Annotated in this window: 22 protein-coding genes, 1 tRNA gene and 1 pseudogene; 15 read left to right on the top strand and 9 right to left on the bottom strand. The window is 32.3% G+C overall.

From position 1 onward, the window contains the following. Position 1: 1 nt before the first annotated feature. Together MK851_RS01965 and uvrC are read right to left on the bottom strand one after the other, a co-directional pair. Positions 2 to 2,191, bottom strand: coding sequence for a patatin-like phospholipase family protein (locus MK851_RS01965; RefSeq protein WP_320240966.1), 2,190 nt, complete (start codon positions 2,189 to 2,191; stop codon positions 2 to 4). Continuing rightward, complete coding sequence (gene uvrC, locus MK851_RS01960) at positions 2,188 to 3,984, bottom strand: excinuclease ABC subunit UvrC (RefSeq protein WP_320240964.1); 1,797 nt, start codon at positions 3,982 to 3,984, stop codon at positions 2,188 to 2,190. The genes MK851_RS01965 and uvrC overlap by 4 nt, the downstream gene beginning before the upstream one ends. Positions 3,985 to 4,050: 66 nt before the next feature. On the opposite strand from uvrC, the gene moaA reads away from it, so the two are divergent. The 5 genes and pseudogenes from moaA (at position 4,051) to MK851_RS01935 (ending at position 8,221) form a co-directional block, all read left to right on the top strand. Then, positions 4,051 to 5,040 carry a GTP 3',8-cyclase MoaA gene (moaA, locus tag MK851_RS01955; RefSeq protein WP_320240962.1) on the top strand — a complete coding sequence of 330 codons (990 nt, stop codon included), beginning with the start codon at positions 4,051 to 4,053 and terminating at the stop codon, positions 5,038 to 5,040. A 68-nt stretch (positions 5,041 to 5,108) separates the two neighbouring features. Next, on the top strand, positions 5,109 to 6,311 hold the full coding sequence (locus MK851_RS01950; RefSeq protein ID WP_320240961.1) for a molybdopterin molybdotransferase MoeA: 1,203 nt from the start codon (positions 5,109 to 5,111) through the stop codon (positions 6,309 to 6,311). Between the two features lie 57 nt (positions 6,312 to 6,368). After that, positions 6,369 to 6,464 (top strand): annotated as a pseudogene (locus tag MK851_RS01945) (endonuclease); the annotation flags it as partial. Between the two features lie 169 nt (positions 6,465 to 6,633). Continuing rightward, on the top strand, positions 6,634 to 7,110 hold the full coding sequence (moaC, locus tag MK851_RS01940) for a cyclic pyranopterin monophosphate synthase MoaC (RefSeq protein WP_303505055.1): 477 nt from the start codon (positions 6,634 to 6,636) through the stop codon (positions 7,108 to 7,110). Next, entirely contained in the window at positions 7,103 to 8,221 is a 1,119-nt protein-coding gene (locus tag MK851_RS01935) for an NTP transferase domain-containing protein (RefSeq protein ID WP_320240958.1), read from the top strand. Before moaC ends, MK851_RS01935 begins: the two co-directional genes overlap by 8 nt. Before the next feature lie 37 nt (positions 8,222 to 8,258). Here MK851_RS01935 and MK851_RS01930 read toward each other — a convergent pair. After that, positions 8,259 to 8,342: transfer RNA gene (locus MK851_RS01930), tRNA-Leu, on the bottom strand. A 111-nt stretch (positions 8,343 to 8,453) separates the two neighbouring features. On the opposite strand from MK851_RS01930, the gene MK851_RS01925 reads away from it, so the two are divergent. The 3 genes from MK851_RS01925 to pth all read left to right on the top strand — a co-directional run bounded on the left by MK851_RS01925 (position 8,454) and on the right by pth (position 10,699). Then, positions 8,454 to 9,395: a ribose-phosphate pyrophosphokinase gene (locus MK851_RS01925; protein WP_303505051.1), complete on the top strand. Its 942-nt coding sequence runs from the start codon at positions 8,454 to 8,456 to the stop codon at positions 9,393 to 9,395. A gap of 21 nt (positions 9,396 to 9,416) precedes the next feature. Beyond that, positions 9,417 to 9,995, top strand: a complete 579-nt coding sequence (locus tag MK851_RS01920) for a 50S ribosomal protein L25/general stress protein Ctc (RefSeq protein ID WP_303505049.1) — start codon at positions 9,417 to 9,419, stop codon at positions 9,993 to 9,995. A gap of 137 nt (positions 9,996 to 10,132) precedes the next feature. Beyond that, the gene (pth, locus tag MK851_RS01915) at positions 10,133 to 10,699 is read left to right on the top strand and encodes an aminoacyl-tRNA hydrolase (RefSeq protein ID WP_320241272.1); all 567 of its coding nucleotides are present in this window, start codon (positions 10,133 to 10,135) and stop codon (positions 10,697 to 10,699) included. Between the two features lie 53 nt (positions 10,700 to 10,752). Here the strand turns inward: pth and MK851_RS01910 are convergent, their stop codons facing one another. The 5 genes from MK851_RS01910 to MK851_RS01890 all read right to left on the bottom strand — a co-directional run bounded on the left by MK851_RS01910 (position 10,753) and on the right by MK851_RS01890 (position 14,114). Continuing rightward, complete coding sequence (locus MK851_RS01910; protein ID WP_320240956.1) at positions 10,753 to 11,202, bottom strand: 6-carboxytetrahydropterin synthase; 450 nt, start codon at positions 11,200 to 11,202, stop codon at positions 10,753 to 10,755. Between the two features lie 134 nt (positions 11,203 to 11,336). Then, positions 11,337 to 11,510, bottom strand: a complete 174-nt coding sequence (locus MK851_RS01905) for a hypothetical protein (RefSeq protein ID WP_303505043.1) — start codon at positions 11,508 to 11,510, stop codon at positions 11,337 to 11,339. 2 nt (positions 11,511 to 11,512) lie between these two features. Beyond that, positions 11,513 to 12,280: an enoyl-CoA hydratase/isomerase family protein gene (locus MK851_RS01900; protein WP_320240953.1), complete on the bottom strand. Its 768-nt coding sequence runs from the start codon at positions 12,278 to 12,280 to the stop codon at positions 11,513 to 11,515. A gap of 21 nt (positions 12,281 to 12,301) precedes the next feature. Beyond that, a complete protein-coding gene (locus tag MK851_RS01895) occupies positions 12,302 to 13,636 on the bottom strand; it encodes an MATE family efflux transporter (protein ID WP_320240951.1) in 1,335 nt (444 codons plus the stop codon). Positions 13,637 to 13,727: 91 nt separating this feature from the next. Continuing rightward, positions 13,728 to 14,114 (bottom strand): Fur family transcriptional regulator, encoded by a 387-nt coding sequence (locus tag MK851_RS01890; protein ID WP_303505036.1) that lies wholly within the window; start codon positions 14,112 to 14,114, stop codon positions 13,728 to 13,730. Positions 14,115 to 14,184: 70 nt separating this feature from the next. Between MK851_RS01890 and MK851_RS01885 the strand changes: the two genes are divergently transcribed. Next, a complete protein-coding gene (locus tag MK851_RS01885; protein WP_303505034.1) occupies positions 14,185 to 14,586 on the top strand; it encodes a MerC domain-containing protein in 402 nt (133 codons plus the stop codon). A 16-nt stretch (positions 14,587 to 14,602) separates the two neighbouring features. After that, a complete protein-coding gene (gene folE / locus MK851_RS01880; RefSeq protein ID WP_320240948.1) occupies positions 14,603 to 15,262 on the top strand; it encodes a GTP cyclohydrolase I FolE in 660 nt (219 codons plus the stop codon). A gap of 8 nt (positions 15,263 to 15,270) precedes the next feature. On the opposite strand, the gene mutS is transcribed toward folE, so the two are convergent. Then, on the bottom strand, positions 15,271 to 17,880 hold the full coding sequence (gene mutS / locus MK851_RS01875) for a DNA mismatch repair protein MutS (protein ID WP_320240946.1): 2,610 nt from the start codon (positions 17,878 to 17,880) through the stop codon (positions 15,271 to 15,273). A 107-nt stretch (positions 17,881 to 17,987) separates the two neighbouring features. On the opposite strand from mutS, the gene MK851_RS01870 reads away from it, so the two are divergent. From MK851_RS01870 to MK851_RS01850, 5 genes are all read left to right on the top strand, one after another. After that, positions 17,988 to 18,518, top strand: coding sequence for an RNA methyltransferase (locus MK851_RS01870; protein ID WP_320240944.1), 531 nt, complete (start codon positions 17,988 to 17,990; stop codon positions 18,516 to 18,518). A 119-nt stretch (positions 18,519 to 18,637) separates the two neighbouring features. Next, complete coding sequence (locus tag MK851_RS01865; RefSeq protein ID WP_320240942.1) at positions 18,638 to 18,790, top strand: hypothetical protein; 153 nt, start codon at positions 18,638 to 18,640, stop codon at positions 18,788 to 18,790. Positions 18,791 to 19,079: 289 nt separating this feature from the next. Continuing rightward, entirely contained in the window at positions 19,080 to 19,217 is a 138-nt protein-coding gene (locus MK851_RS01860) for a hypothetical protein (protein WP_320240940.1), read from the top strand. 92 nt (positions 19,218 to 19,309) lie between these two features. Next, positions 19,310 to 21,169 carry a tetratricopeptide repeat protein gene (locus MK851_RS01855; RefSeq protein ID WP_320240938.1) on the top strand — a complete coding sequence of 620 codons (1,860 nt, stop codon included), beginning with the start codon at positions 19,310 to 19,312 and terminating at the stop codon, positions 21,167 to 21,169. Beyond that, a complete protein-coding gene (locus tag MK851_RS01850; RefSeq protein WP_320240936.1) occupies positions 21,138 to 21,815 on the top strand; it encodes a response regulator in 678 nt (225 codons plus the stop codon). Before MK851_RS01855 ends, MK851_RS01850 begins: the two co-directional genes overlap by 32 nt. Positions 21,816 to 22,451: the final 636 nt, after the last annotated feature.

Genomic DNA, 22,451 nt, shown 5'->3' with positions numbered 1-22,451 from the left:
CTTAAAACCAAAAACCAAGGTTAAACAACCAATAATTCTCTGAGTGGTCTGGTGACCATGTATATTTTAACTCTATAGGACCTAAAAATGTTTCTACACTGTACCCTACTGCATATCCAGACTTCGTATTCTTAAATAAATCTCCATCTTCAAATATATCTTCTTCTACACGTGCGTAATTAGCTATAAACATAGCATAGTGCTTTTTATAAACTTCATAACGAAAGTTAAACTCTGATCTTAAATAAGACTGATTATTTAACCCTCCTGTATCATATCCATACATTGGAATAAAATTATTAATATAATTTTGATTGTAACCTCCTAAGTGATAATTAAATATTTCAAACGATTTTTTCCCTAGTGTGTATCCTCCTTGCGAAGTGTATTGGAATGTTAACTTATCATAAAAAGTTGTTGCAAACCCTAATGTTCCTCCTAATTGAGAAAATTGATGAAAGGGTCCACTATTTTCTATTAATTTATCTAACCGGTTATCTCTATCTGACCATAAAAACCACTTAAACCCTACATCTGCATAAAAGCCTTTTGTAGGAAACATTTCTTTGTTGTAAGTGTCTAATTTTAAAAATGCGAAGGTGTTTACATAGTTACTTTTATCAAAAAAGTCTTCTTTTCCTTCTGTTGAAATATTTTGTGTGCTTGCATTAATATTTTTATGCTCTGCTCCTATACCTATTGCAAACTTTTTATCAAATGTTGTTTGTAGGTATAATGAAGTAGAAAAATCTCTATACCTCCCATTTATGAGTTCTGTATCATGTATAAAATCACTGTTAAACACATTGTACCTTGTTCTGAAGCCATAACTTGGTAACAAACCATTATCAACAAAATACTCAAGATTATACCTAATTTTATCTCCTACACCTACATCCAAAGAAAACTCGTCATTCTGAAAAAGCATTTTTTTATGATTGTAATTTAATAACACAGCTGATTTATATAGCAAATCATAGTGTAAGCCTAATCGTAAAAAAGATTGTATTTTTTCTTCTTTAACTGTTAGCTCTAATTTTTTTCCTTCAAAAGACTTCTCAAAATGATAGTCTATTCTTTTAAAGTTTTTTGAAGCTGTTAACGTATTAATTTTTTTAGAAATTTCTTTATAGGACACACTATCTCCTTCACGTAATTGTAACTTTCCTAAAATATAATTATTTGTATAGTTTTTATTTCCTTGTATAATAATTCTATCAACTAAAAATCTTTTTCCTTTAGGTGATATTTTTGATATTTTATTTTTTTTAGGTTGCATCTTTGCTATACTATCAAAAACCACTCTATATGTTTTAGCTACTTTTTCTCCTTGCGCTAAAATTTCCTTCTTTGCATCAAATGAAATGACGCTATAATCAATCACATTAGGTCTTATATAAATATCTAATAATTCAATCTGCTTATCTGATTTCTGATACATTTGAAAATTAATTATTTGCATTAGCAGAGATGCTATAGATGTTAATTCTTCTCTTTTTAAAAGTTCTCCTTGTACGCTTACACCTATAACTATATCAACATCTTTCTTTTTCATTACATCTACAGGGAAGTTGTTAACCACTCCTCCATCAACTAATAACTTACCATCAATATCTACTGGATTTAATAATGAAGGGAAGGCTGCACTTGCTCTAAGAGCAAGAGGTAACGAACCACTTTCTAACACTTCTTCTTTACCAGTTTCTATATTTGTTCCTATACAATAAAAAGGTATGGGTAATTTAGAAAAATCCGTAACCTCATCAACTGGAGCTAACAATTCTGTCAAGAAATTTAACACATTCTGTCCTTTAGACAAACCTAAAGGTAATCCTAAGTTACCTTTTTTTATTGGCAAAGAAATAGCATATTTTTCACCATGTTCTTTACTAAAAAAAGGTTTTTGTCTTCTAGAAACTTTATCTTGTAATAAATCAATGAAATCTGTTTTAAGAACAGCGTCTTCAATTTGATCGGCAGTATAACCTGAAGCATACAAACCTCCGACTATAGACCCCATACTTGTACCTCCGATATAATCTATTTGTACACCTGCTTTTTCAAGCTCTTTTAAAATCCCTATATGGGCAATTCCTTTTGCACCTCCTCCACTTAATACCAGTCCTACTTTAGGTTGGTTTTGCGCCAACATAAAGATTGGCAGCAATAATAAAATTAATAACTTTTTCATTTCCCTTTTTTTTGATAGTGTTTGTATATTTTTTGAGCTCTAGCATTTCCAACCACCTCTTTCAGTTCTTCAAAAGTAGCTACTTTTACTCTTTTGGCTGATTTAAACTTACGTAGTAAGTTAGTAATAGTTTGTTTTCCTATATCAGGAATTTGTTCTAATTCAGATTGTATCGCGCTTTTACTTCGTTTATTTCTATGGAAAGTAATTCCGAAACGGTGTGCTTCATTACGCAAATACTGAATTATTTTAAGTGTTTCTGATTTTTTGTCCAAATACAACGGAACTGGGTCTCCAGGATAAAAAATCTCCTCCAATCTTTTTGCAATACCAATAATGGCTATTTTCCCTCTTAAACCTAAAGCATCTAAACTCTTTAAGGCAGAAGATAACTGTCCTTTACCTCCATCAATTACTATTAACTGTGGTAAAGGCTGTTCTTCGTCTAATAATCGTTTATATCTTCGATATACGACTTCTTCCATAGAAGCAAAATCATCAGGACCTTCAACTGTTTTTATATTAAAATAGCGGTAGTCTTTTTTACTTGGTTTTCCGTCTTTAAAAACCACGCACGCAGCAACAGGATTTGTTCCTTGTATATTTGAGTTATCAAAACATTCAATATGACGTGGTTCTTTTCCTAATCGTAAATCTTTTTGCATTTGCGCCATGATTCTTTTTACATGACGATCAGGATCTACAATCTTTATTTGTTTAAATTGTTCTTGACGGTAAAACTTTGCATTGCGTTCAGATAATTCAACAATACGTTTTTTATCTCCTAATTTAGGTATCGTTACTTTAATATCTTTACCCACATTTACTTTAAAGGGAACAAAAATTTCTCTTGATAACGAGTTAAATCGTTGACGAGTTTCAATAATAAACAACTCTAAAAGTTCCTTATCCGTTTCTTCCAGTTTTTTCTTAATTTCTGTGGTATAGGATTGCACTATTGAACCATTCATTATTTTGAAAAAGTTTGCATATCCATGCGACTCGTCAGAAATGATAGAAAACACATCTACATTATTAATTGATGGATTTACTATAGTTGATTTAGCTTGGTAATTTTGTAAAGAAGCTAGCTTTTCTTTAATTTTTTGTGCCTCTTCAAATTGCATATCAGCAGCGAAATCGAGCATTATTTTTTCAAACTGCTGTAAACTCTCTTTAAAATTTCCTTTAATGATATTTCTAATTGCTCTAACATCTTCTAAATAATCCTCTTCCGTTTGATATCCTTCACAAGGTCCTTTACAGTTTCCTAAATGATACTCTAAACAAACTTTGTATTTATCCGTATCAATTTTTTCCTGACTTAAATCATAATTACAAGTACGTAGCGGGTATAACTCTTTAATTAAATCCAACAACGCATGCACCGTTCGCATATTTGTGTAAGGTCCAAAATACTCAGATCCATCTTTAACAACTCTTCTTGTAGAAAATATGCGAGGAAATCGCTCTTTCTTTATACATATCCACGGATATGACTTATCATCCTTCAATAACACATTGTATCGTGGTTTGTATTTTTTTATCAAGTTGTTTTCAAGCAGCAACGCATCCGTTTCAGTATCTACCACCACATGCTCTATTCGAACAATTTTTTTGACTAAAACTCGTGTTTTACCATTCTCATGATTCTTCGTAAAATACGATGAAACTCGCTTCTTTAAATTCTTTGCTTTTCCAACATAAATAATCACATCTTCTTTATCAAAATATTGATAAACTCCTGGTGAGTTCGGTAGTGTTTGTACTTGAAGTTCGAGTGATGTTGGCATACAACGAAAATACGATTTTTTACCCTTTTAAAAGAGTATGATTTTTAGTTTTACTACCTTTACAATATGAGTACACTTATTGATAGTTTTGGAAGACAAATTAACTACGTTCGATTAGCGGTAACCGACCGTTGTAACTTACGCTGTCAATATTGTATGCCTGCTCAAGGAATTGATATTGTACCTCGTAAAGAGCTACTTACCTACAAAGAAATGTACCGTATAATTAGAGTACTTACTGAATTGGGGGTTAACAAAGTTCGTTTAACAGGTGGTGAGCCTTTTGTAAGAAAAGATTTTGTTTCTTTTTTGGAGATGTTATCGTATAATGATTTGTTAGATGACATTAATATCACAACCAATGGAGCTCTTATTTATAAACACATAAAAACGATAGAAAACCTTAAAAAGGTTAAGAATATTAATTTAAGTATTGATAGTTTACACCCTGAAAAGTTTGCTAAAATTACTCGTAGGGATATTTTTACAGAAGTATATAAAACCTTTGAGTTATTAGAAAAAAGTTCATTGAATTTAAAACTGAATGTTGTTGTTCAGTCTGGATTTAACACTGATGAAATTAACGATTTTGTTCAGCTTACTAAAGACAAGGATATTGTAGTTCGTTTTATTGAAGAAATGCCTTTTAATGGAAAAGGACAACGAAATGCAGAAGAGGTTTGGAACTATAACAAAATCTTAAACAACATACAATCTGAGTTTACTGTTACTGAACTTCCTTCAAAAAAATCATCTACCTCTAGAAGTTTTTCCATAGAGAATCATAAGGGAACTATAGGGATAATACCTGCATTCACTCGTACTATCTGTAATGATTGTAACCGAATTAGGATTACCTCAACAGGAACTTTTAAAAACTGCCTGTTTGATGACGGCGTTTTTAACCTACGTGACTTTATTAGAAATGGTGCAAGCAATGAAGATTTAAAAACCTTGTTTTTATCATTGATAAAAGAAAAACCTGAAAATGGTTTTGTTGCTGAGGCAAATAGAAAAGAAAACGTAACCGAAAGTATGAGTACTATTGGAGGCTAATTTCAATGTGTCAATTAGATAATTTGAAATTGTAACAATTAAACTTTTTAACAGTTACACTTTAACATATGATTACAGTAAAAGAAGCCAAACATATAATTTTAGAAAACACACAAGATTTTGGTGTTGAAGAAATTTCTTTTTTAGAAGCTGTCGGAAGAGTTTTAAAGGAAGATATTGTTGCTGACAGAGATTTTCCCCCTTTCAACCGAGTAGCCATGGACGGAATCGCGATCAACTATCGTTTTTTTGAACAAGGGCTTCATGACTTTAAAATAGAAGGAATCCAAGCTGCTGGAAGTCCACAACAAACACTAAATAATGCTGCCAACTGTTATGAAGTAATGACGGGTGCAGTATTACCTAACAACTGTGACACAATAATTCGTTATGAAGATGTTGAAATTAACACTCAAGTAGCAACTATTATTGTTGATGAAACTAAAGAAGGGCAAAACATTCACAGAAAAGGTTCTGATAAAAATAAAGGTACAGTTCTAATAAAAAAGAATACGATTATTTCCACCGCTGAAATTGGTGTATTAGCTACCGTTGGAAAAGCCACTGTAAAAGTTGCCAAACAACCTAAAGTGATGATTGTTTCTACGGGTGATGAATTGGTTGATGTAAATGAAAATCCGTTAGACCACCAAATCCGGAGAAGTAATGTATACACGTTAGTTTCCTTATTGAACAATTTAAAAATTCCAGCAGAAACAGCGCATATAGCTGATGAAAAACAAATTTTAAAAGAAAAAATAGAATCCTACTTAAAAGAATATGATGTGCTATTATTTAGTGGTGCTGTTAGTAAGGGTAAGTTTGATTTTTTACCCGAAGTTTTAGATGAATTGGGTGTTGAAAAATTATTCCATAGAGTTTCACAACGACCAGGGAAGCCATTTTGGTTCGGCACTACAAATAACTGCAACGTGTTTGCTTTTCCTGGGAATCCAGTTTCCACATTTGTAAATTGTTTGGTGTATTTTTATCCTTGGTATAAAAAATCTGTTGGAGTTTCTTCCGAAGAAAAAACAGCTACTTTAGCAAAAGACATCACTTTTAAACCTAATTTAAGCTGTTTTTTACAAGTAAAATTAACTTCAGAAAACGGACAAGTATACGCAAACCCAATACAAGGAAATGGTTCTGGTGATTTAGCTAGTTTAGTAGAAGCCGATGGTTTTATTGAACTACCAAAAACAGAAGAAGTAGCATTTAAAAAAGGAAGTGTTTTTCCGGTACTAACGTATCGTAGTTTTGAATGTTGAGCTTTTAATTATGAAAAATAATCTTGTCAGTTCAAGTGGTTTTCATTATTGGAATAAAAAAAACAAATTAAAAAATGGTCTAGAACTAAAAAAGAAGCCCTTATAAATAATGAGTTTGAAAAACTTCCTAACTTAGCAAAAAAGAACTTTAAAAGTAAAAGTGTCTGTTCGAGTGGTTTCCACGATTGGAACGAGTGGAAACTGTATCGAGAACCAGTCTAATATACATCTCGATACTAATTTCTTTTTTCTGTCGAAAACGAAATTCACTCGATGTGACAACTAAACCTGACAAGAACTCAATATTTAAAACTTATAAAAAGTGAGCAACTTTTCACACATAAACGAACAAAATCAACCTAAAATGGTCAATGTTTCTGATAAAAAAATTACGAAACGTACCGCCGTCGCTAAAGCTACTATGTTTTTAGGTTCAGAAATTGTAAGTCATTTTACCAATGATGAACTCATCACTAAAAAAGGGCCTGTTTTTCAAACAGCTATCATTGCTGGAATTCAAGCCGTAAAAAAGACTTCTGATATCATCCCAATGTGCCATCCTTTGTTAATCAACGGAGTGGATATTGACATCAATATTGTAGACGATGAACATGTAGAGGTTTTTTGTAAAGTGACTATTGAAGGAAAAACGGGAGTAGAAATGGAAGCACTTACAGGAGCTTCAGCAACTTGTTTAACTATTTATGATATGTGTAAAGCTATCAGTCAAAAAATGGTAATTAAAGAAGTAAAGCTAGTAGAAAAAACAGGCGGAAAATCAGATATAAAAAATGGATAAGAAGCATACCAAACATACAAACCTTGTTAAAAAGCATAATGATAATTTTGCTCCTAATGAAGTAGCTATTTTAGGAACAAAATGCGGGGTTATTACTGATTTAGTTAATGAAGTTTCAAAAAGGTTATCGAAATATAATTTAGGCTATTTTGATGCTTCGCATGCTAAAGATGTTGAGCAAAATACTTTGTCTGAATATACCTTTCATCATAAAGGTAATTTACAGCTAAATACTACTGCTATTGTAAACAAATACGAACAACGCTTACAGTTTTACAATCACGATTTTGTATTCATTAACGGAAATCATTACCAAGGAGCGAAACAAATTTTGATTTTAGATGACGAGAAAGAAGCTTCTGTAAAAAAAAGGTTAGACCAATTAACAAACATTCAGTTTATAATTAAGTTGAACGAAGATTCAGTATATTTTGATTGTTTACTAGAGCGTTTTCCAAACATCAAAAATAGTACCTCTTATACCATTAATGAGATTGATAAAATATCTAATCATATACACAATCTCATTAAAGAAAACATTGCTCCTGTAAAAGGGCTGGTTTTAATAGGCGGAAAAAGTACTCGAATGGGACGTGACAAATCGGAGTTAGTGTACTATAAAAAGCCTCAAAAAGAACATGTAAAAGAGTTACTAGAAAACAACAATTTAGAAACTTTTTACTCTGTAAGAGGTTCATCTACTTATTCGGAAACAACAAATGAAATTCCCGATACCTTTTTAAACTTAGGGCCATTTGGAGGTATTTGTTCTGCTTTTCAAAAAGATCCAAACTCAGCATGGTTAGTTATCGCTACAGATCTTCCATTTGTAAATAATCACCTTATTCAATTATTATTACAAAAAAGGAATCCAAGTAAAGTTGCTACTGCAATCAAAGGTAAAAACAAAGAGTTTCCTGAGCCTTTAATCACCATTTACGAACCAAAAGCTTACAGAAAATTATTAGCTTATTTAGCACAAGGTTATTCTTGCCCTCGTAAAATGTTAATCAATTCCGAAGTTGAAATTATTGAAATTGATGACGGCCTTATAAGAAACATCAATACTCCTGAAGAGTTTGAACAAGTCAAAAGAGAAATTAACTCATAACTAAAAAGCACTTAAACTGAGTTTAAGTGCTTTTTAGTACCAAAGGTGGGACTCGAACCCACACGCCCTTGCGAGCATCGGATTTTGAATCCGACGTGTCTACCAATTCCACCACTTTGGCTTTTGGAGAGTGCAAATCTATAAAATATTTCATTTAAAATATCTTTTAAACTCTTAAAATAGTTTTATTTTTGCCTTGACAACAACACTAACTAAAAATATCTTTTTGTAAATGGCTACAAATCAATTAAGCCCAAAAGTCTTTGCCTGTTCACAAAGTGTTGAACTTGCAGAAGAAATCGCTAACGCATATGGAACTGAGTTAGGAAATTTAACGACAACACATTTTAGCGATGGTGAATTTCAACCAGCTTTTGAAGAATCGGTTAGAGGGCGTAGAGTTTTTCTTATAGGATCTACTTTTCCTTCAACAGATAATTTAATGGAATTGTTATTAATGTGTGATGCCGCTAAGCGTGCATCAGCAAGACATATTACAGCTGTAATGCCATATTTTGGATGGGCACGTCAAGACAGAAAAGATAAACCTCGTGTAGCCATAGGTGCCAAGTTAGTTGCAAAACTACTAGAAGCAGCTGGGGCAACTAGGATTATGACTATGGATTTACATGCTGATCAAATTCAAGGATTCTTTGAAAAGCCAGTAGATCATTTATTCGCTTCTACTATCTTTTTACCATACGTAGAAAGCTTAGAGTTAGATAATTTAACAATCGCATCTCCAGATATGGGAGGTTCAAAAAGAGCCTATGCCTATTCTAAGTATTTAGAAAGTGATGTGGTTATTTGTTATAAGCAGCGTCAAAAAGCTAATGTAATTGCTCATATGGAGCTTATTGGTGAGGTCGAAGGCAAGAATGTGATTCTTGTAGACGACATGATTGATACTGGAGGAACTCTTACTAAAGCAGCTGATTTAATGATGGAAAGAGGAGCAAAAAGTGTACGTGCCATCTGTACTCATCCTATTCTTTCTGGCAATGCTTACGAAAGAATTCAAAACTCTCAATTAACAGAGCTAATTGTTTCAGATACAATACCCTTAAAGAAGAGTGTATCTAAAATAAAAATTGTATCTTGCGCCACTTTATTCGCTGATGTGATGCATAAAGTCCAAGACAATACATCAATTAGTGATCAATTTTTAATGTAAATAAATTTAATAAACAAAGTAATGAAATCAATTACAATCAAAGGATCTCAAAGAGAAAGCGTAGGTAAAAAAGCAACCAAAGCCTTACGTAATGCTGGAAAGGTTCCTTGCGTATTATACGGAGGAGACAAGCCAGTACACTTTTCAGCTGACGAAAAATCGTTCAAGCCATTAGTATATACTCCAGACGTATTTACTGCTACGATTGAATTAGATGGTATAACATACAGTGCTGTATTGCAAGATATACAATTCCACCCAGTACAAGATAGTATTTTACACGTAGACTTCTACCAATTATTTGAAGACAAAGCTGTAACAATGGATATTCCTGTTCGTTTAGTTGGAACTTCTAAAGGTGTTATGGTAGGTGGTGCTTTACGTCACAACTTACGTAAGTTAAAAGTAAAAGCTTTACCAGCTAATTTACCAGATTATATCGAAGCTGATATTACTGAATTAGAAATTGGTAATAAATTATATGTTACTGAGTTAAAAAATGACAAATACACATTTTTACACCCAGACAACACAGTAGTTGCTCAAGTTCGTATGTCTCGTAATGCCGCTAAAGCAGCATCTGAAACTGAAGAAGCTTAGACAGCAAAACTATAATTATACAAAAGCGTTACCATGTGTAGCGCTTTTTTTATTTTTGGTGCATGGTTTTTACAACTTTTTTGAAAAGATTATTTGGTTTTTCTACAAAACAATTAACAGAGAAAGAAGACAATTCAATGAAGAAATTTTTAATCGTAGGCTTAGGTAATATTGGTGAAAAATATACCAATACACGTCATAATATCGGCTTTAAAATCGTAGATGCTTTCGTAAAAGAACATGAAAGTTCTTTTGAAACTGAAAAACTAGGAGATATTGCCAAACTTAAAATTAAAGGTAAAACAGTTATCGTTTTAAAACCGAGTACTTATATGAATTTAAGTGGAAAAGCTGTCAAATACTGGATGCAAAAAGAAAACATTCAAGTGGAAAACTTATTAATTATTACCGATGACTTAAATATTGATTTCGGAAAGATTCGTATTAAAGGAAAAGGTAGTTCTGGCGGACATAATGGTCTAAAAGACATCCAAGATAAGTTTAATACAGGGGCCTACCCGCGTTTTCGCTTTGGTGTAGGAGCTGAATACAGCAAAGGTCGTCAAGTAGATTATGTTTTGGGCGAATGGAATGCTGATGAAGAAAGCGCGATGATTGAGCGTATTCCTTTTTCTGTAAAAGCTGTAACCTCTTTTATTACGTCAGGTTTAGCTAATACTATGAATGAGTTTAATGGGAAATAACCCATCAATTACCAGTGAACAACTATCCACCTTCAATGATAACTGATTATTCGTTAATTATCAGAAGCATACCACTCAGCAAAACTAGTGTCCGTTTCTTGTAGTTTAATGGCGTGCAGTTTAATCTTTTCAGGAAGTCTATTTTGTATCTTCTTAGCAAAATCAATCACCATCATTTCACTTGTTGGCTGATAATCTACCAATATCACATGGTGTCCTCGGTCTTTTAACTCTCTGGCTAACTCTACATGTGGCGTATTTTTGTTGAATACCGTAGCATGATCAAATACATCAACAATTTCTTCTTTTACGATTTTCTTTAAATCACCAAAATCAATTACCATTCCGTACTTAACATTGGAAGCATCTGTAATTGGAGAGCCAATTACGGTAACCGAAAGCTTGTAACTATGCCCGTGAACATTTTTACATTTTCCATCATAACCGTACAACGCATGTCCAGTTTCAAAAGTAAACTGTTTGGTAATTCTAATATTGCTCATATATTCTCCTTTTTAAAAGGCTCTTATTTTCTCTTAAATTTTTTGTTTGCTCTATATTTATTAAAGAAATAAACTACTGCAACACCTGCTGCTAAAATGGCAAATAAATAATCTCCACCCATACTATTTTATTTTTATTCGCCAAAATTACGAATTTGTTTTACAACTTTTGTTAATATCCACACAAAACCTACTGAAACCACTACTCCGAGTAACACAGCCAGGAAAGAATTATGTGCTATCCATTGTCCTATTTCATATCCGGCTTTATATGCTGTAGAACTTTTTTCATCTTGAATTAAAAACATTCTTACTTCTTAAATTTTTCTAAGGCTTTTTTGGTAAACTCAGACAATACTAATTTTCCTGAGGTTTCTGCTCTTTCCATCAAGAGTTCTTCCCAATGTTCCGTTCCAGTCCATAAAGCCCTTTTCATTTCTGCCAATGCTTCTGGATTATACGAAGCTAATTTTTCTGATAATATTTCTACCTCTTTATCTAATTCACTTTGTGTTTCAAAAACACGGGCATACAAACCTTTTTCTTTCGCCCAATACGCATTTTTCCAACTGGTAGCGTCTAAGGTTAGTTCCGCTAATCCACTTACATTTATTTTGCGCTCTACGGCAGGTGCAATTACAAAAGGACCAATACCTATCGTAAACTCAGAAAGTTTAATAGAAGCATGCTCTGTAGCTAATACATAATCACAAGCAGCTGCTAATCCAACTCCACCGCCCACAGTTTTTCCTTGTACTCTACCAACAATTAACTTCGAACAACGTCGCATCGCATTAATAACATTCGCAAAACCTGAAAAAAAAGCTTTTCCATCTTCTAAATTATCAATTGCTACCAATTCATCAAAAGAAGCACCTGCACAAAAAGCACGATCTCCTTCTGATTTTAGTACAATTACTGAAACTTTATTATTAATTGAAAGCTTATCAAACTCATTTGCTAAACGTTCTAACAACACACTTGGAAAAGAGTTACTAGCTGGGTGCCCGAATTCAACTGTAGCAATCTTATTTTCAATATGTGTATATAAACTTCCGTTTTCTCTAGTTGTAGTCATTTATTTGTTGTTTGCTCAAAATTACGTTTTTTGAGCAAGTGGTAAAAACTTTCTTCTAAACTTTATAATTAATGGAGTTCCTCTAGCAATCATCCACAGGAAAAAAGCAATCCAAATAGCATACAGTTTATAATCTAATGAATCAAAAAATAATAAGGTTGGGACGAATACGAACCCTGTTGCTAATAATAAAACGTTTCGTAAGTACTTCATTTCTCCCATCCCTTTGAACATTCCATCATAAATAAAAGCAATAGAACAAATAGGTTGCATGATTAAAATAATCCAAAAAGTATTGTAGAATTGTTGTAAAACCTCAGGTTCTTTCGTGAATACTTTTCCTATAAATTGATACAAAACAAAACCAATAGCTGTGAGTAAGAGTCCGAAAAGGAATCCGTAAGTAATTAACCTATTCCCCAACGTGACTAAGGTTTTATAAGCTTTTGCTCCTAATAATTTTCCTGATAATATATTTCCTGCAGAAGAATAACCGTCAATCATAAAAGCTCCCATAAGCCATAAATTGAAACCAATTGTATAAGCTGCAATATAAGCGTCGCCATAATCAGTAGCATAGGAAGTTCCAAAATATAAAGCAACATTTAACGCTATAGTTCGCACAAATAAATTTAAAACCATGTTTATAAACTTTGGTATTTCAGCATTAAGAGGCAGGCTGAATTTTAATGGAATATCTGTCTTCTTTACCAATAATACCGCCGAAATTATTGCCATAGTAGCTTGTGCTACAACACTTGCATACGCTGCACCTTGAATATGCATTGCAGGAATCAAACCTTCTATTCCATACACCAACACAACATCTAACCCTATATTAATAAACGTACCAACTAAAGCAATTATCATTGGGTAATAGGTGTTTTGTAAACCTCTAAACGTACCAAAAACAGCAATCGTAAAAAGCGTAAACGGGAATCCAAAAACACGAATTTTATAATACGCAACAGAATAGTCTAAAATGGTTCCTGAAGCATTATATAACTCAAAAATTTCTTTTGCAAACGGGTAACTGATTCCTAAAATAAGTGCACTTACTCCTAACACAATAATAATAGCTTGTGCTGGTAAGTTTTTTATTTCGTCGAGCTTATTAGCTCCTAAATATTGAGAAACGATAGAAGAAATTCCGCTACGTGTTTGCCCAAAGACCCAAATTAACATGGATAAAAAAGCCCCTACAATACCTATGGCAGCAATACTTTCGGTAGCATTGTGTTCAATGTTACCTACAATGGCTAAATCTGTGGTAGAAAGTAACGGCTCAGCAACTCCTGCAATTAATGCAGGCATTGCTAATTTGTTTATGTGTTTAAAACTAATGTCGTGTTGCATAATAGTTGACAAAAATAACTATTATTGAAGTTGAAAAATGAAATTGCAATGTATTGTTTTTATCGAAGTATGTGATTTCTATTTATCTTATTTAAGAGCAAACCTCACATTTACCTGTTAAAAAAACAGTAGCACTTTCTATGATATAATTTTCAACCTGAGGAATTGAAATATCTATAGATAAGCATGTTACTTTTTTGCAGTCAGTACATTGAAAATGAGGATGAATATCATTATGATGATGCGAAGAACAACTAGTACATTTAGCATACCATTTTACACCTTCTTTTCCCATAAAAGAATGTATAACACCATCATTTTCTAAGCGATCCAAAACTCTATAGACCGTAGTTTTATTCATTTCTTCATTTAATTTACTCACTAAATCAACAGCAGCAATTGCTGAAACTCCAGACTCAAATAAGCTTAATAATTTTTTTACTGCTTTTGTTTTCCTAATAACTCCCATAAAATCCATTAACGCAACTTTGTTGCAATTAAAAAAATAACGTACTTTTACTTTTCAAAATACTAAATTAAGAAATTCAATGGTACTCAAACAAAAATCAGATACATTAGGAGCTTTGTCGAGCGGTCTATGTTTGGTACATTGCATATTTACACCTTTTCTGTTTGTTATACAATCTCATGCTGCCTGTTGTAGTCATGAAACTGTTCCTTTTTGGTGGAAAAGTATAGACGTTTTGTTTCTAGTCATTTCATTTTTTGCTATTCAAAATTCGGTTCAAACTACTTCAAAAAAATGGATGAAGTATGCTCTTTGGATTACGTTTGTGCTTTTATTTATAATCATTTTAAACGAATATATACAAAGCATTAAATTACCTGAAAAAAGTATTTATGTACCATCTTTAGGGTTAGTATTTCTACATACATATAATAGAAAGTATTGTCAGTGTGCAAACAACACTTGTTGCGCTAATAATTAATTAAATAGTTTAAGAAATGAACAAGCATGACTATATAGGAGATAATCACATTTTAACAAATATTGAAACACCTTTAGCACCAAATGCATTTGTTAAGTCAGACGAAGAAAAGATTGCAAATATTCAAGGTCATTTTGCAAAAATAATGGAGGAGCTCGGTTTAGATTTAACAGATGATAGTTTGTCTGGGACACCTTATCGTTTTGCTAAAATGTATGTTAAAGAGTTGTTTTATGGATTGAACCCATCTAATAGACCCAAAGCTTATACTTTTGAGAATAAATACGGTTATAGTAAAATGCTAGTGGAACAAAACATTACTATCGATTCTTCATGCGAACACCATTTTCTTCCTATTAGTGGCTATGCACATATTGGTTATATTCCAAAAAATAGGGTTATCGGGCTTTCGAAAATTAATCGTTTAGTAGATTATTATTCACAAAGACCACAGGTACAAGAGCGATTATGTTTACAAATCTTAACAGATTTACAAAAAACTTTGGAAACGGAAGATGTAATTGTACTGGTGAATGCAAAGCACTTATGTGTTTCTTCTCGCGGAATTAAAGACAAGAATAGTTACACAACAACTATTGAGTATGGAGGAAGTTTTAATGATTTAGCTGTTCGTAATGAGTTTTTTAAAATTTGCGAGTTTGAAAATAGAGAATAATTAACCAATTACTTCTTCGTTAACATTCGTTTTATTTCATTCAGCTTCATCAAGGCTTCAATTGGGGTCAAGGTATCGATGTTTGTTGTTAAAATTTCTTCTCGAATATCTTCTAACAAAGGGTCGTCTAACTGAAAAAAGCTCATTTGCATATCTGCATGCTGTGCTTCTTTCAAGGTTTCTTTAACCTCTTTGTGTGAATGTGTGTTTTCTAACTCTTTTAGAATTTTGTTTGCTCTATGAATTACCATACTTGGCATTCCTGCCAATTTTGCTACATGAATACCAAAACTATGATTACTTCCTCCAGCTACTAACTTACGTAAGAAAATAATGCTATTATCTAGCTCTTTTACCGATACATTAAAATTCTTAATACGTTCAAACGTGGAAGTCATTTCGTTTAACTCGTGATAATGCGTTGCAAATAGTGTTTTTGCTTTCGATGGATGTTCATGTAAGTATTCTGAAATAGCCCAAGCAATGGAAATTCCATCATAGGTAGATGTTCCTCGTCCAATTTCATCTAACAACACCAAACTACGGTCGGAAATGTTATTTAAGATCGATGCGGTTTCATTCATTTCAACCATGAATGTCGACTCACCCATCGAAATATTATCGCTCGCACCTACTCTTGTAAAAATCTTATCCACCATACCTATTCGAGCATTTTGTGCAGGTACATAACTTCCCATTTGTGCTAACAATACAATCAAGGCTGTTTGACGTAAAATTGCCGATTTACCTGACATGTTAGGACCTGTAATCATAATAATTTGTTGCTGATTACGGTTCAACACAACATCATTGGCTATGTATTCTTCGCCTAATGGTAATTGCTTTTCAATAACCGGGTGGCGACCATTTTTAATTTCAATATCGGTACTATCATCCATTAACGGACGTACATAATTATTTTCAGTAGCTAAGGTTGCGAAAGATTGTAAAGCATCAACCTTAGCCACATTCTGTGCATTTTGCTGTACAGGCTGTACAAACCCAATAATATACTGCACTAATTTGGCAAAAATCTCAGTTTCTAACTGCTGAATTTTCTCTTCTGCTCCTAAAATTTTGGCTTCGTATTCTTTTAATTCTTCAGTAATATAACGTTCTGCATTTACCAAGGTTTGCTTACGAATCCATTCTTCTGGAACTTTGTCTTTATGCGTATTTCTAACTTCAATATAGTATCCAAATACGTTATTAAAGGCTATTTTTAAACTCGGAATTCCTGTACGTTCTGTTTCTCTAGCTAACATGGTATCTAAATACTCCTTTCCAGAATTTGAAATACTACGTAATTCATCCAACTCTTCAGAAACTCCGCTGGCAATCGCATTTCCTTTGTTTATATTTACAGGAGCTTCTTCTAATACCGTTTCCGTAATTTTATCAATTAATTCATCACACGTATTAATTTTTTCTCCTAATAACCTAACGGCAGCGTTTTCGCTGCTTTCTGCGGAAGTCTTTATCGGAAGAATCGCTTTTAACGAATTTTTCAACAAGATAACCTCTCTTGGAGACACTTTGCCTGTTGCAACCTTTGAAATGAGTCGTTCGATATCAGAAACTTGTTTTAACTGATAGCTTACTGTTTCAGAAAAGGCATCGTCATCAATTAAAAACTTTACTAATTCATGTCGCTGTTGAATTTGAGCTAAATCTTTTAACGGGAGTGCTAACCAACGTTTTAACAAACGCCCTCCCATTGGAGAAATTGTTTTATCAATTACATCCAATAACGAAACCGAATTCACAGAATTACCTCCGTATAATTCTAAGTTTTTTACGGTAAATCGATCCATCCACACATACTTATCTTCCGCAATTCTGCTGATAGATTGTATGTGCTCTATTTTGTTGTGTTGTGTTTCCGATAAATAGTACATGGCTGCACCTCCAGCCACAATTCCATATTCTAACTCTTCAACTCCAAATCCTTTTAACGTTTTTACCTTAAAATGATTTCGAAGTAATTCATCTCCATAATCTTTTTGAAACACCCAATCATCCAAATAAAATGCATGAAAACGATTGGTAAATACTTCTAAAAATTGTTGCTTGTATTTCTTTTCTACCAAAACTTCACTTGGTGTAAAGTTTTGCAAGAGTTTATCTATATATTCTTCATTTCCTTGTGCGATGAGAAATTCTCCCGTTGACACATCTAAAAACGAAACTCCTAATAACTTTTTACCAAAATGGACGGCTGCTAAAAAATTATTTGACTTTGATTGTAACACCTCATCATTCAACGCAACACCAGGAGTTACCAACTCCGTAACCCCACGTTTCACAATCTTTTTGGTCATTTTGGGATCTTCCAACTGATCGCAAATAGCAACACGCAATCCAGATTTTACTAACTTAGGTAAATAGGTATTTAAAGAATGATGCGGAAAACCAGCTAATGCGGTTTCGCTTTCACTTCCACTTCCTCTTTTGGTTAAAATAATACCTAAAACTTTGGATGCTTTTATAGCATCTTCTCCAAAGGTTTCATAAAAATCGCCTACTCTAAATAACAACATCGCGTCCGGATATTTTGCCTTAATTCCGTTGTACTGTTGCATTAATGGAGTTACCTTTTTTGCCTTTGTTTTTGCCAAGTTTATGGATTTTTTGGGTTAGTTTTGCGAAGATAGAAAAAAGTCTTTAGTCATTAGCTTTTAGTCATTAGCTTTTAGCTATTGACCTCTAAAAGTTACCCAACAAAATGAGAAAATTAAAAAACAACGAACTAGGCAGAAAAACCCTTGAAGAGTTTAGACAAACGGATAAAACTCCCATCATTGTAGTATTGGATAATATTCGTAGTTTGAATAATGTAGGATCGGTATTTAGAACTTCGGATGCTTTTTTAATTGAAAAAATTTATTTGTGTGGTATCACTGCTACACCTCCTAACAAAGAAATTCATAAAACGGCTTTAGGTGCTACTGAATCTGTAGACTGGGAATATGTTGAAAACACAATTGATTTGGTTGAAAAACTACAAGCAGAAAATGTAAAAGTCCTATCTATAGAGCAAGCGGAAAATAGTACTATGTTAGATACTTTTACTCCTGAAACTGACCAAAAATATGCGGTAGTATTTGGTAACGAAGTAAAAGGTGTACAGCAAGAAGTTGTTTCTGCTTCTAATGTTTGTATTGAAATTCCGCAATTAGGAACTAAACACTCGTTGAATATTTCGGTAAGTTGTGGTGTGGTGTTATGGGATTTGTTTACGAAAATGAAAAAGTAACATCATTATATAAAAGAACAACAACTTGTTTATAAAAAACTAAAGGTTAAATTTTTGTTGATTTGATAAAAACCTGTTACATTGCTAGTCTATTTTCTAACTTATTAAACAATTAATATATGTTAAAAAACATTTCAAATTTAGGAACTCTTTTACAAAGAGAGCAACAAGTATCTATTAAAGGTGGAAACGAAAATTTTTGTGCACTACCAGAAAATCATGAATATTGTGGTGACACTGGTGGTGGTGGTGGTGGCCAAGGAGGAGATTAAATATTTTAGCCTCCACGTATAACGAACAATAAGAACCATTACTTTTGAAAAGTAATGGTTTTGTTTTCTAAAAACAAATCTGAAGTAATCTGTTTATTTAGAGTTCATAATTCAAAGATTGATTCACTTTAGCCCGTCTTGAGCGACAGTCGAAAGATTCGCAAAGACGATATCATTCTTTTAAAAGCAGAATGTTAAATTTTTGACTTTCTCCTAAAAACCCACTACATTAGACACTTGATTACCCCCATCCCCAAGTATTATTTTGTAATTAAAAACCCTATTTAACATGGAAAACAAGTACTTAAAAGAAACCCTAATGAGTTTAAGCCCTGATGGAGATAATGAAACAACAACTACCGATACTGGTGGAACAGATAGACCAACAACTGGCGGAGGTGATGGAGGTGGTCAAGGAGGAGATTAAGTATTAAACTACTTAGCAAACATATTTTCTCAGTATACGATTTAAAAATAAAACCATTACTTTTGAAAAGTAATGGTTTTATTTTTACAACTATGAAAAGTTTCTTTTGTATTCTCCTACTCTACTCTTCTTTTCTTTTGGCTCAAGAAAACAAAGATTATTTCTCCATAAGAGATACATTAATAGAAAAAGGAAGACAAGCTTATTTTAGTAATAAACTTCCGTTATTAAAAACAATCACAGCACAAGTTGATTCGTTATATCTAAAAACAAAAGATTCTATTTTATTGGCCAAGTATTTTCATTTTAATGCTCTGCAAAATAAACTTACATTTACTAATGATAGTGCTTTTTATTATTACCATCGTTCAAAAGATATCTCTAAAAATATAAATGATTCTTTAGCAGTTGGGAGACGTCTATTAAGTATTGCTTACCTACAACGAGATGCTAAGGATTATTTAGGTAGTGAAATTAGTTTTGTTAATGCTTTACAATACTTAGAACCAATAAATTCAAACACTTATACAGAAAGAGTTTACAATGGATTAGGTCTAATATCTGAAGAATTAAATCAACCAAAGGAAGCCTTAAAATATTACAATATTGCTCTATCTTACAACAAGTTAAACAAAAATGATACTGGTCACATCTACATAATAAATAATATTGGGTTACTATATCAAAAGCAAAAACAACATGAAAAAGCTATTCGATTCTTTAAAAAAGGCTTAGCTTTTGATTCTATAAAAAATAAATACATAACTCAATACGCACTATTATTAGAAAATTTGGCCTTTAGTAACTATGCCTTAAACAAAAAAGAGAATATTTTACAACAATATAATGAGGTTTTATCTATTAGAAAAAAGCTCAATAATTATAGTGGTATGAGTACAACTCATATTAACTTATCTAATTATTACAAAGATCAAGATCATACTAAAAAAGCGTTATATCATTCTAACGAAGCTTTACAATATGCCAAACAAACCCATAATAATAAACGTTGGTTAGAAGCTTTACAAAACCTTTCAGACTTAACTGGTGACGAACAATCTAAACTGTATTTAAACGAGTATATAACTCTTAGTGATAGCTTATTTCAAAACGAACGCAGGTTAAAAAATCAGTTTGCTAAAATTAGATACGAAACCGATAAGAAAGAAAAAGAAAATGTAGTTTTAAAAACTGAAAACCAGCAAAAGCAAGCAGAAATACTTTATCATAAACAACAAAAAACAATAGGGTGGCTAGCTGCTGCTGTTGGTCTTTTACTATTTGGTTTTAGTGTTATGTTTTATTTTCAACGTAGAAGAAAATTATTATATCAAGCACAACTACAACAGGTACAAGTAAGAGAACATGAACGCAAACAAATTGCTAAATCTTTACATGATGAAGTTGCTGGCGACCTACGCTTACTACATCGTAAGTTAGAAAAGTCTAATTTATTAGAGGAAGCTCAAAAACTAGATGCAGTAAAAGAAAATGTTCGAAATTTATCACATCAACTCAGTAGTGTTAGTTTTGATAAAGTTTCCTTTAAAAATCAAATTATCAATTTAGTGAGTGATTATTTTGAACCTGATTTTAAAATAAAAGTGAATGGATTGCAAAACTACGATTGGACGACAATTAATAATTCTATTAAACGTTTACTTTACTTAAGTATTCGCGAAAGTATACAGAACTGTAAAAAACACGCAAAAGCGAGTAAAATAACTATCAATTTTTCTGTACGTAAAAAATACGTACATTTGGGTATTATTGATGATGGTATTGGCTTTAATACCATCGTTAATAAAAAAGGAATTGGTTTACAAAACCTACAAGAACGCATTGAAGAGTTAAATGGTAAATTAACTATTAATAGTGAAGTAGGTAAAGGAACCCAAACCAGTATTCAAATACCCTTAAATGGCTGGACAAACAAAAATACTTTTAGTTGATGACCATCAATTGATTCTAGAAGGAATTCTTTCGTATTTGAAAGATATAGATGGTTTAGAAATTGAAACGGCAAATTCGTGTGACGAAGCATTTTCTAAAATAAAATCAAGTTTAAGCGAAAATCCATTTCATATTGTTTTTACGGATTTGAGTTTTGACAATCAAAACCAAAACGTAGTTTTAGATGGAGGCGAAGCTTTTATAAAGTCTATCCTTAAAGAAAAAATTCCTATTAAAGTAGGTGTAATTACTGGACACTCTGAAACAAACAGAATTTTTAATGTAATACACAATTTAAATCCTTCTGCCTATATTTTAAAAGGAAAGTGTAGTACCGATGAATTAACCTTTGCCATTCAAAAAATGTTGAAGGGAGAAGTGTATTACACGCATGAAATTCATCAAAAACTCTTAAAAAGAGCCTTAGTTGAAATACAAATGGATGATATTGCTATTCAAATCTTAAAAGAGCTTCCTAGGCATGCTAAAATTTCTAACCTAGAAGGCTTAATTAAAAAAGATGATGGTTCGTTAATAAAAGTCCGCTCGATAGAAAGTAAACTATCTAAATTAAGAACTGACTTACAAGCTAATAACAATACAGACCTAGTATTAAAAGCAAAAGAATTAGGAATTATAGATTAGTTTTTTTTGCGGAAATCCGCATTTATTTTTACGGTTATCCCGTTTTATACATTACAACTAAGTAATAATTTCGCAATGGAATTCAAACCATTGTTGGGAAGAATCTTGAAAAGAGAGAGAAAATAAAAAAAGCCTTTAGATATCTAAAGGCTTTTTGTTGTAAAACTGTTTCTCTTTAACTCTTTTGCGGAAATCCGCACCTTTTTTTGCGGTAATACCCTTTTTTAACCTTTAACCTCTCATTACATTTGTAACATCTTCTTTTCAAGATTAATTGAAAAAAGACATTTAAGGGGAATAATAAACCTTCTAGAAATTCTAGAAGGTTTTTTTATGCTCTTTACGGAAAATTACACTTTTAACTTCGGTAATCCCTTTTTACACTCCTGATTATCAGCATATATTTGAAGTGTTCATTCTTTAATGACAATTAATTTAAGGGGAATTAAATAATTTTTAAAATGGGAAAATTACTACTACGCAAAACGAACAAAAGCTTAAGCACTTTACTTTCAGTTTTAGCTGAATTTGGTAAAGGAGCTGGCTATGCTCTAAGACACTAAAAGTTAACTAACCAAACTTAAGTGTACAAACCTTCTAGAAATCCTAGAAGGTTTTTTTATTACCACTACTAAA

Source organism: Tenacibaculum sp. 1B UA (assembly GCF_033978845.1).
GTDB lineage: Bacteria > Bacteroidota > Bacteroidia > Flavobacteriales > Flavobacteriaceae > Polaribacter.
Note: the sequence above shows the minus strand (reverse complement) of the source record. Positions and strands in the feature narration are given on the sequence as shown.

Coding starts and splice junctions, on each gene's coding strand:
- MK851_RS01870 (WP_320240944.1), top strand. CDS start 17,988: ATGAGAAAATTAAAAAACAACGAACTAGGCAGAAAAACCCTTGAAGAG.
- MK851_RS01935 (WP_320240958.1), top strand. CDS start 7,103: ATGGATAAGAAGCATACCAAACATACAAACCTTGTTAAAAAGCATAAT.
- MK851_RS01865 (WP_320240942.1), top strand. CDS start 18,638: ATGTTAAAAAACATTTCAAATTTAGGAACTCTTTTACAAAGAGAGCAA.
- pth (WP_320241272.1), top strand. CDS start 10,133: ATGAAGAAATTTTTAATCGTAGGCTTAGGTAATATTGGTGAAAAATAT.
- MK851_RS01905 (WP_303505043.1), bottom strand. CDS start 11,510: ATGTTTTTAATTCAAGATGAAAAAAGTTCTACAGCATATAAAGCCGGA.
- MK851_RS01920 (WP_303505049.1), top strand. CDS start 9,417: ATGAAATCAATTACAATCAAAGGATCTCAAAGAGAAAGCGTAGGTAAA.
- MK851_RS01910 (WP_320240956.1), bottom strand. CDS start 11,202: ATGAGCAATATTAGAATTACCAAACAGTTTACTTTTGAAACTGGACAT.
- MK851_RS01965 (WP_320240966.1), bottom strand. CDS start 2,191: ATGAAAAAGTTATTAATTTTATTATTGCTGCCAATCTTTATGTTGGCG.
- moaA (WP_320240962.1), top strand. CDS start 4,051: ATGAGTACACTTATTGATAGTTTTGGAAGACAAATTAACTACGTTCGA.
- MK851_RS01860 (WP_320240940.1), top strand. CDS start 19,080: ATGGAAAACAAGTACTTAAAAGAAACCCTAATGAGTTTAAGCCCTGAT.
- MK851_RS01850 (WP_320240936.1), top strand. CDS start 21,138: ATGGCTGGACAAACAAAAATACTTTTAGTTGATGACCATCAATTGATT.
- uvrC (WP_320240964.1), bottom strand. CDS start 3,984: ATGCCAACATCACTCGAACTTCAAGTACAAACACTACCGAACTCACCA.
- MK851_RS01950 (WP_320240961.1), top strand. CDS start 5,109: ATGATTACAGTAAAAGAAGCCAAACATATAATTTTAGAAAACACACAA.
- MK851_RS01895 (WP_320240951.1), bottom strand. CDS start 13,636: ATGCAACACGACATTAGTTTTAAACACATAAACAAATTAGCAATGCCT.
- MK851_RS01855 (WP_320240938.1), top strand. CDS start 19,310: ATGAAAAGTTTCTTTTGTATTCTCCTACTCTACTCTTCTTTTCTTTTG.
- MK851_RS01885 (WP_303505034.1), top strand. CDS start 14,185: ATGGTACTCAAACAAAAATCAGATACATTAGGAGCTTTGTCGAGCGGT.
- MK851_RS01900 (WP_320240953.1), bottom strand. CDS start 12,280: ATGACTACAACTAGAGAAAACGGAAGTTTATATACACATATTGAAAAT.
- MK851_RS01925 (WP_303505051.1), top strand. CDS start 8,454: ATGGCTACAAATCAATTAAGCCCAAAAGTCTTTGCCTGTTCACAAAGT.
- MK851_RS01890 (WP_303505036.1), bottom strand. CDS start 14,114: ATGGATTTTATGGGAGTTATTAGGAAAACAAAAGCAGTAAAAAAATTA.
- folE (WP_320240948.1), top strand. CDS start 14,603: ATGAACAAGCATGACTATATAGGAGATAATCACATTTTAACAAATATT.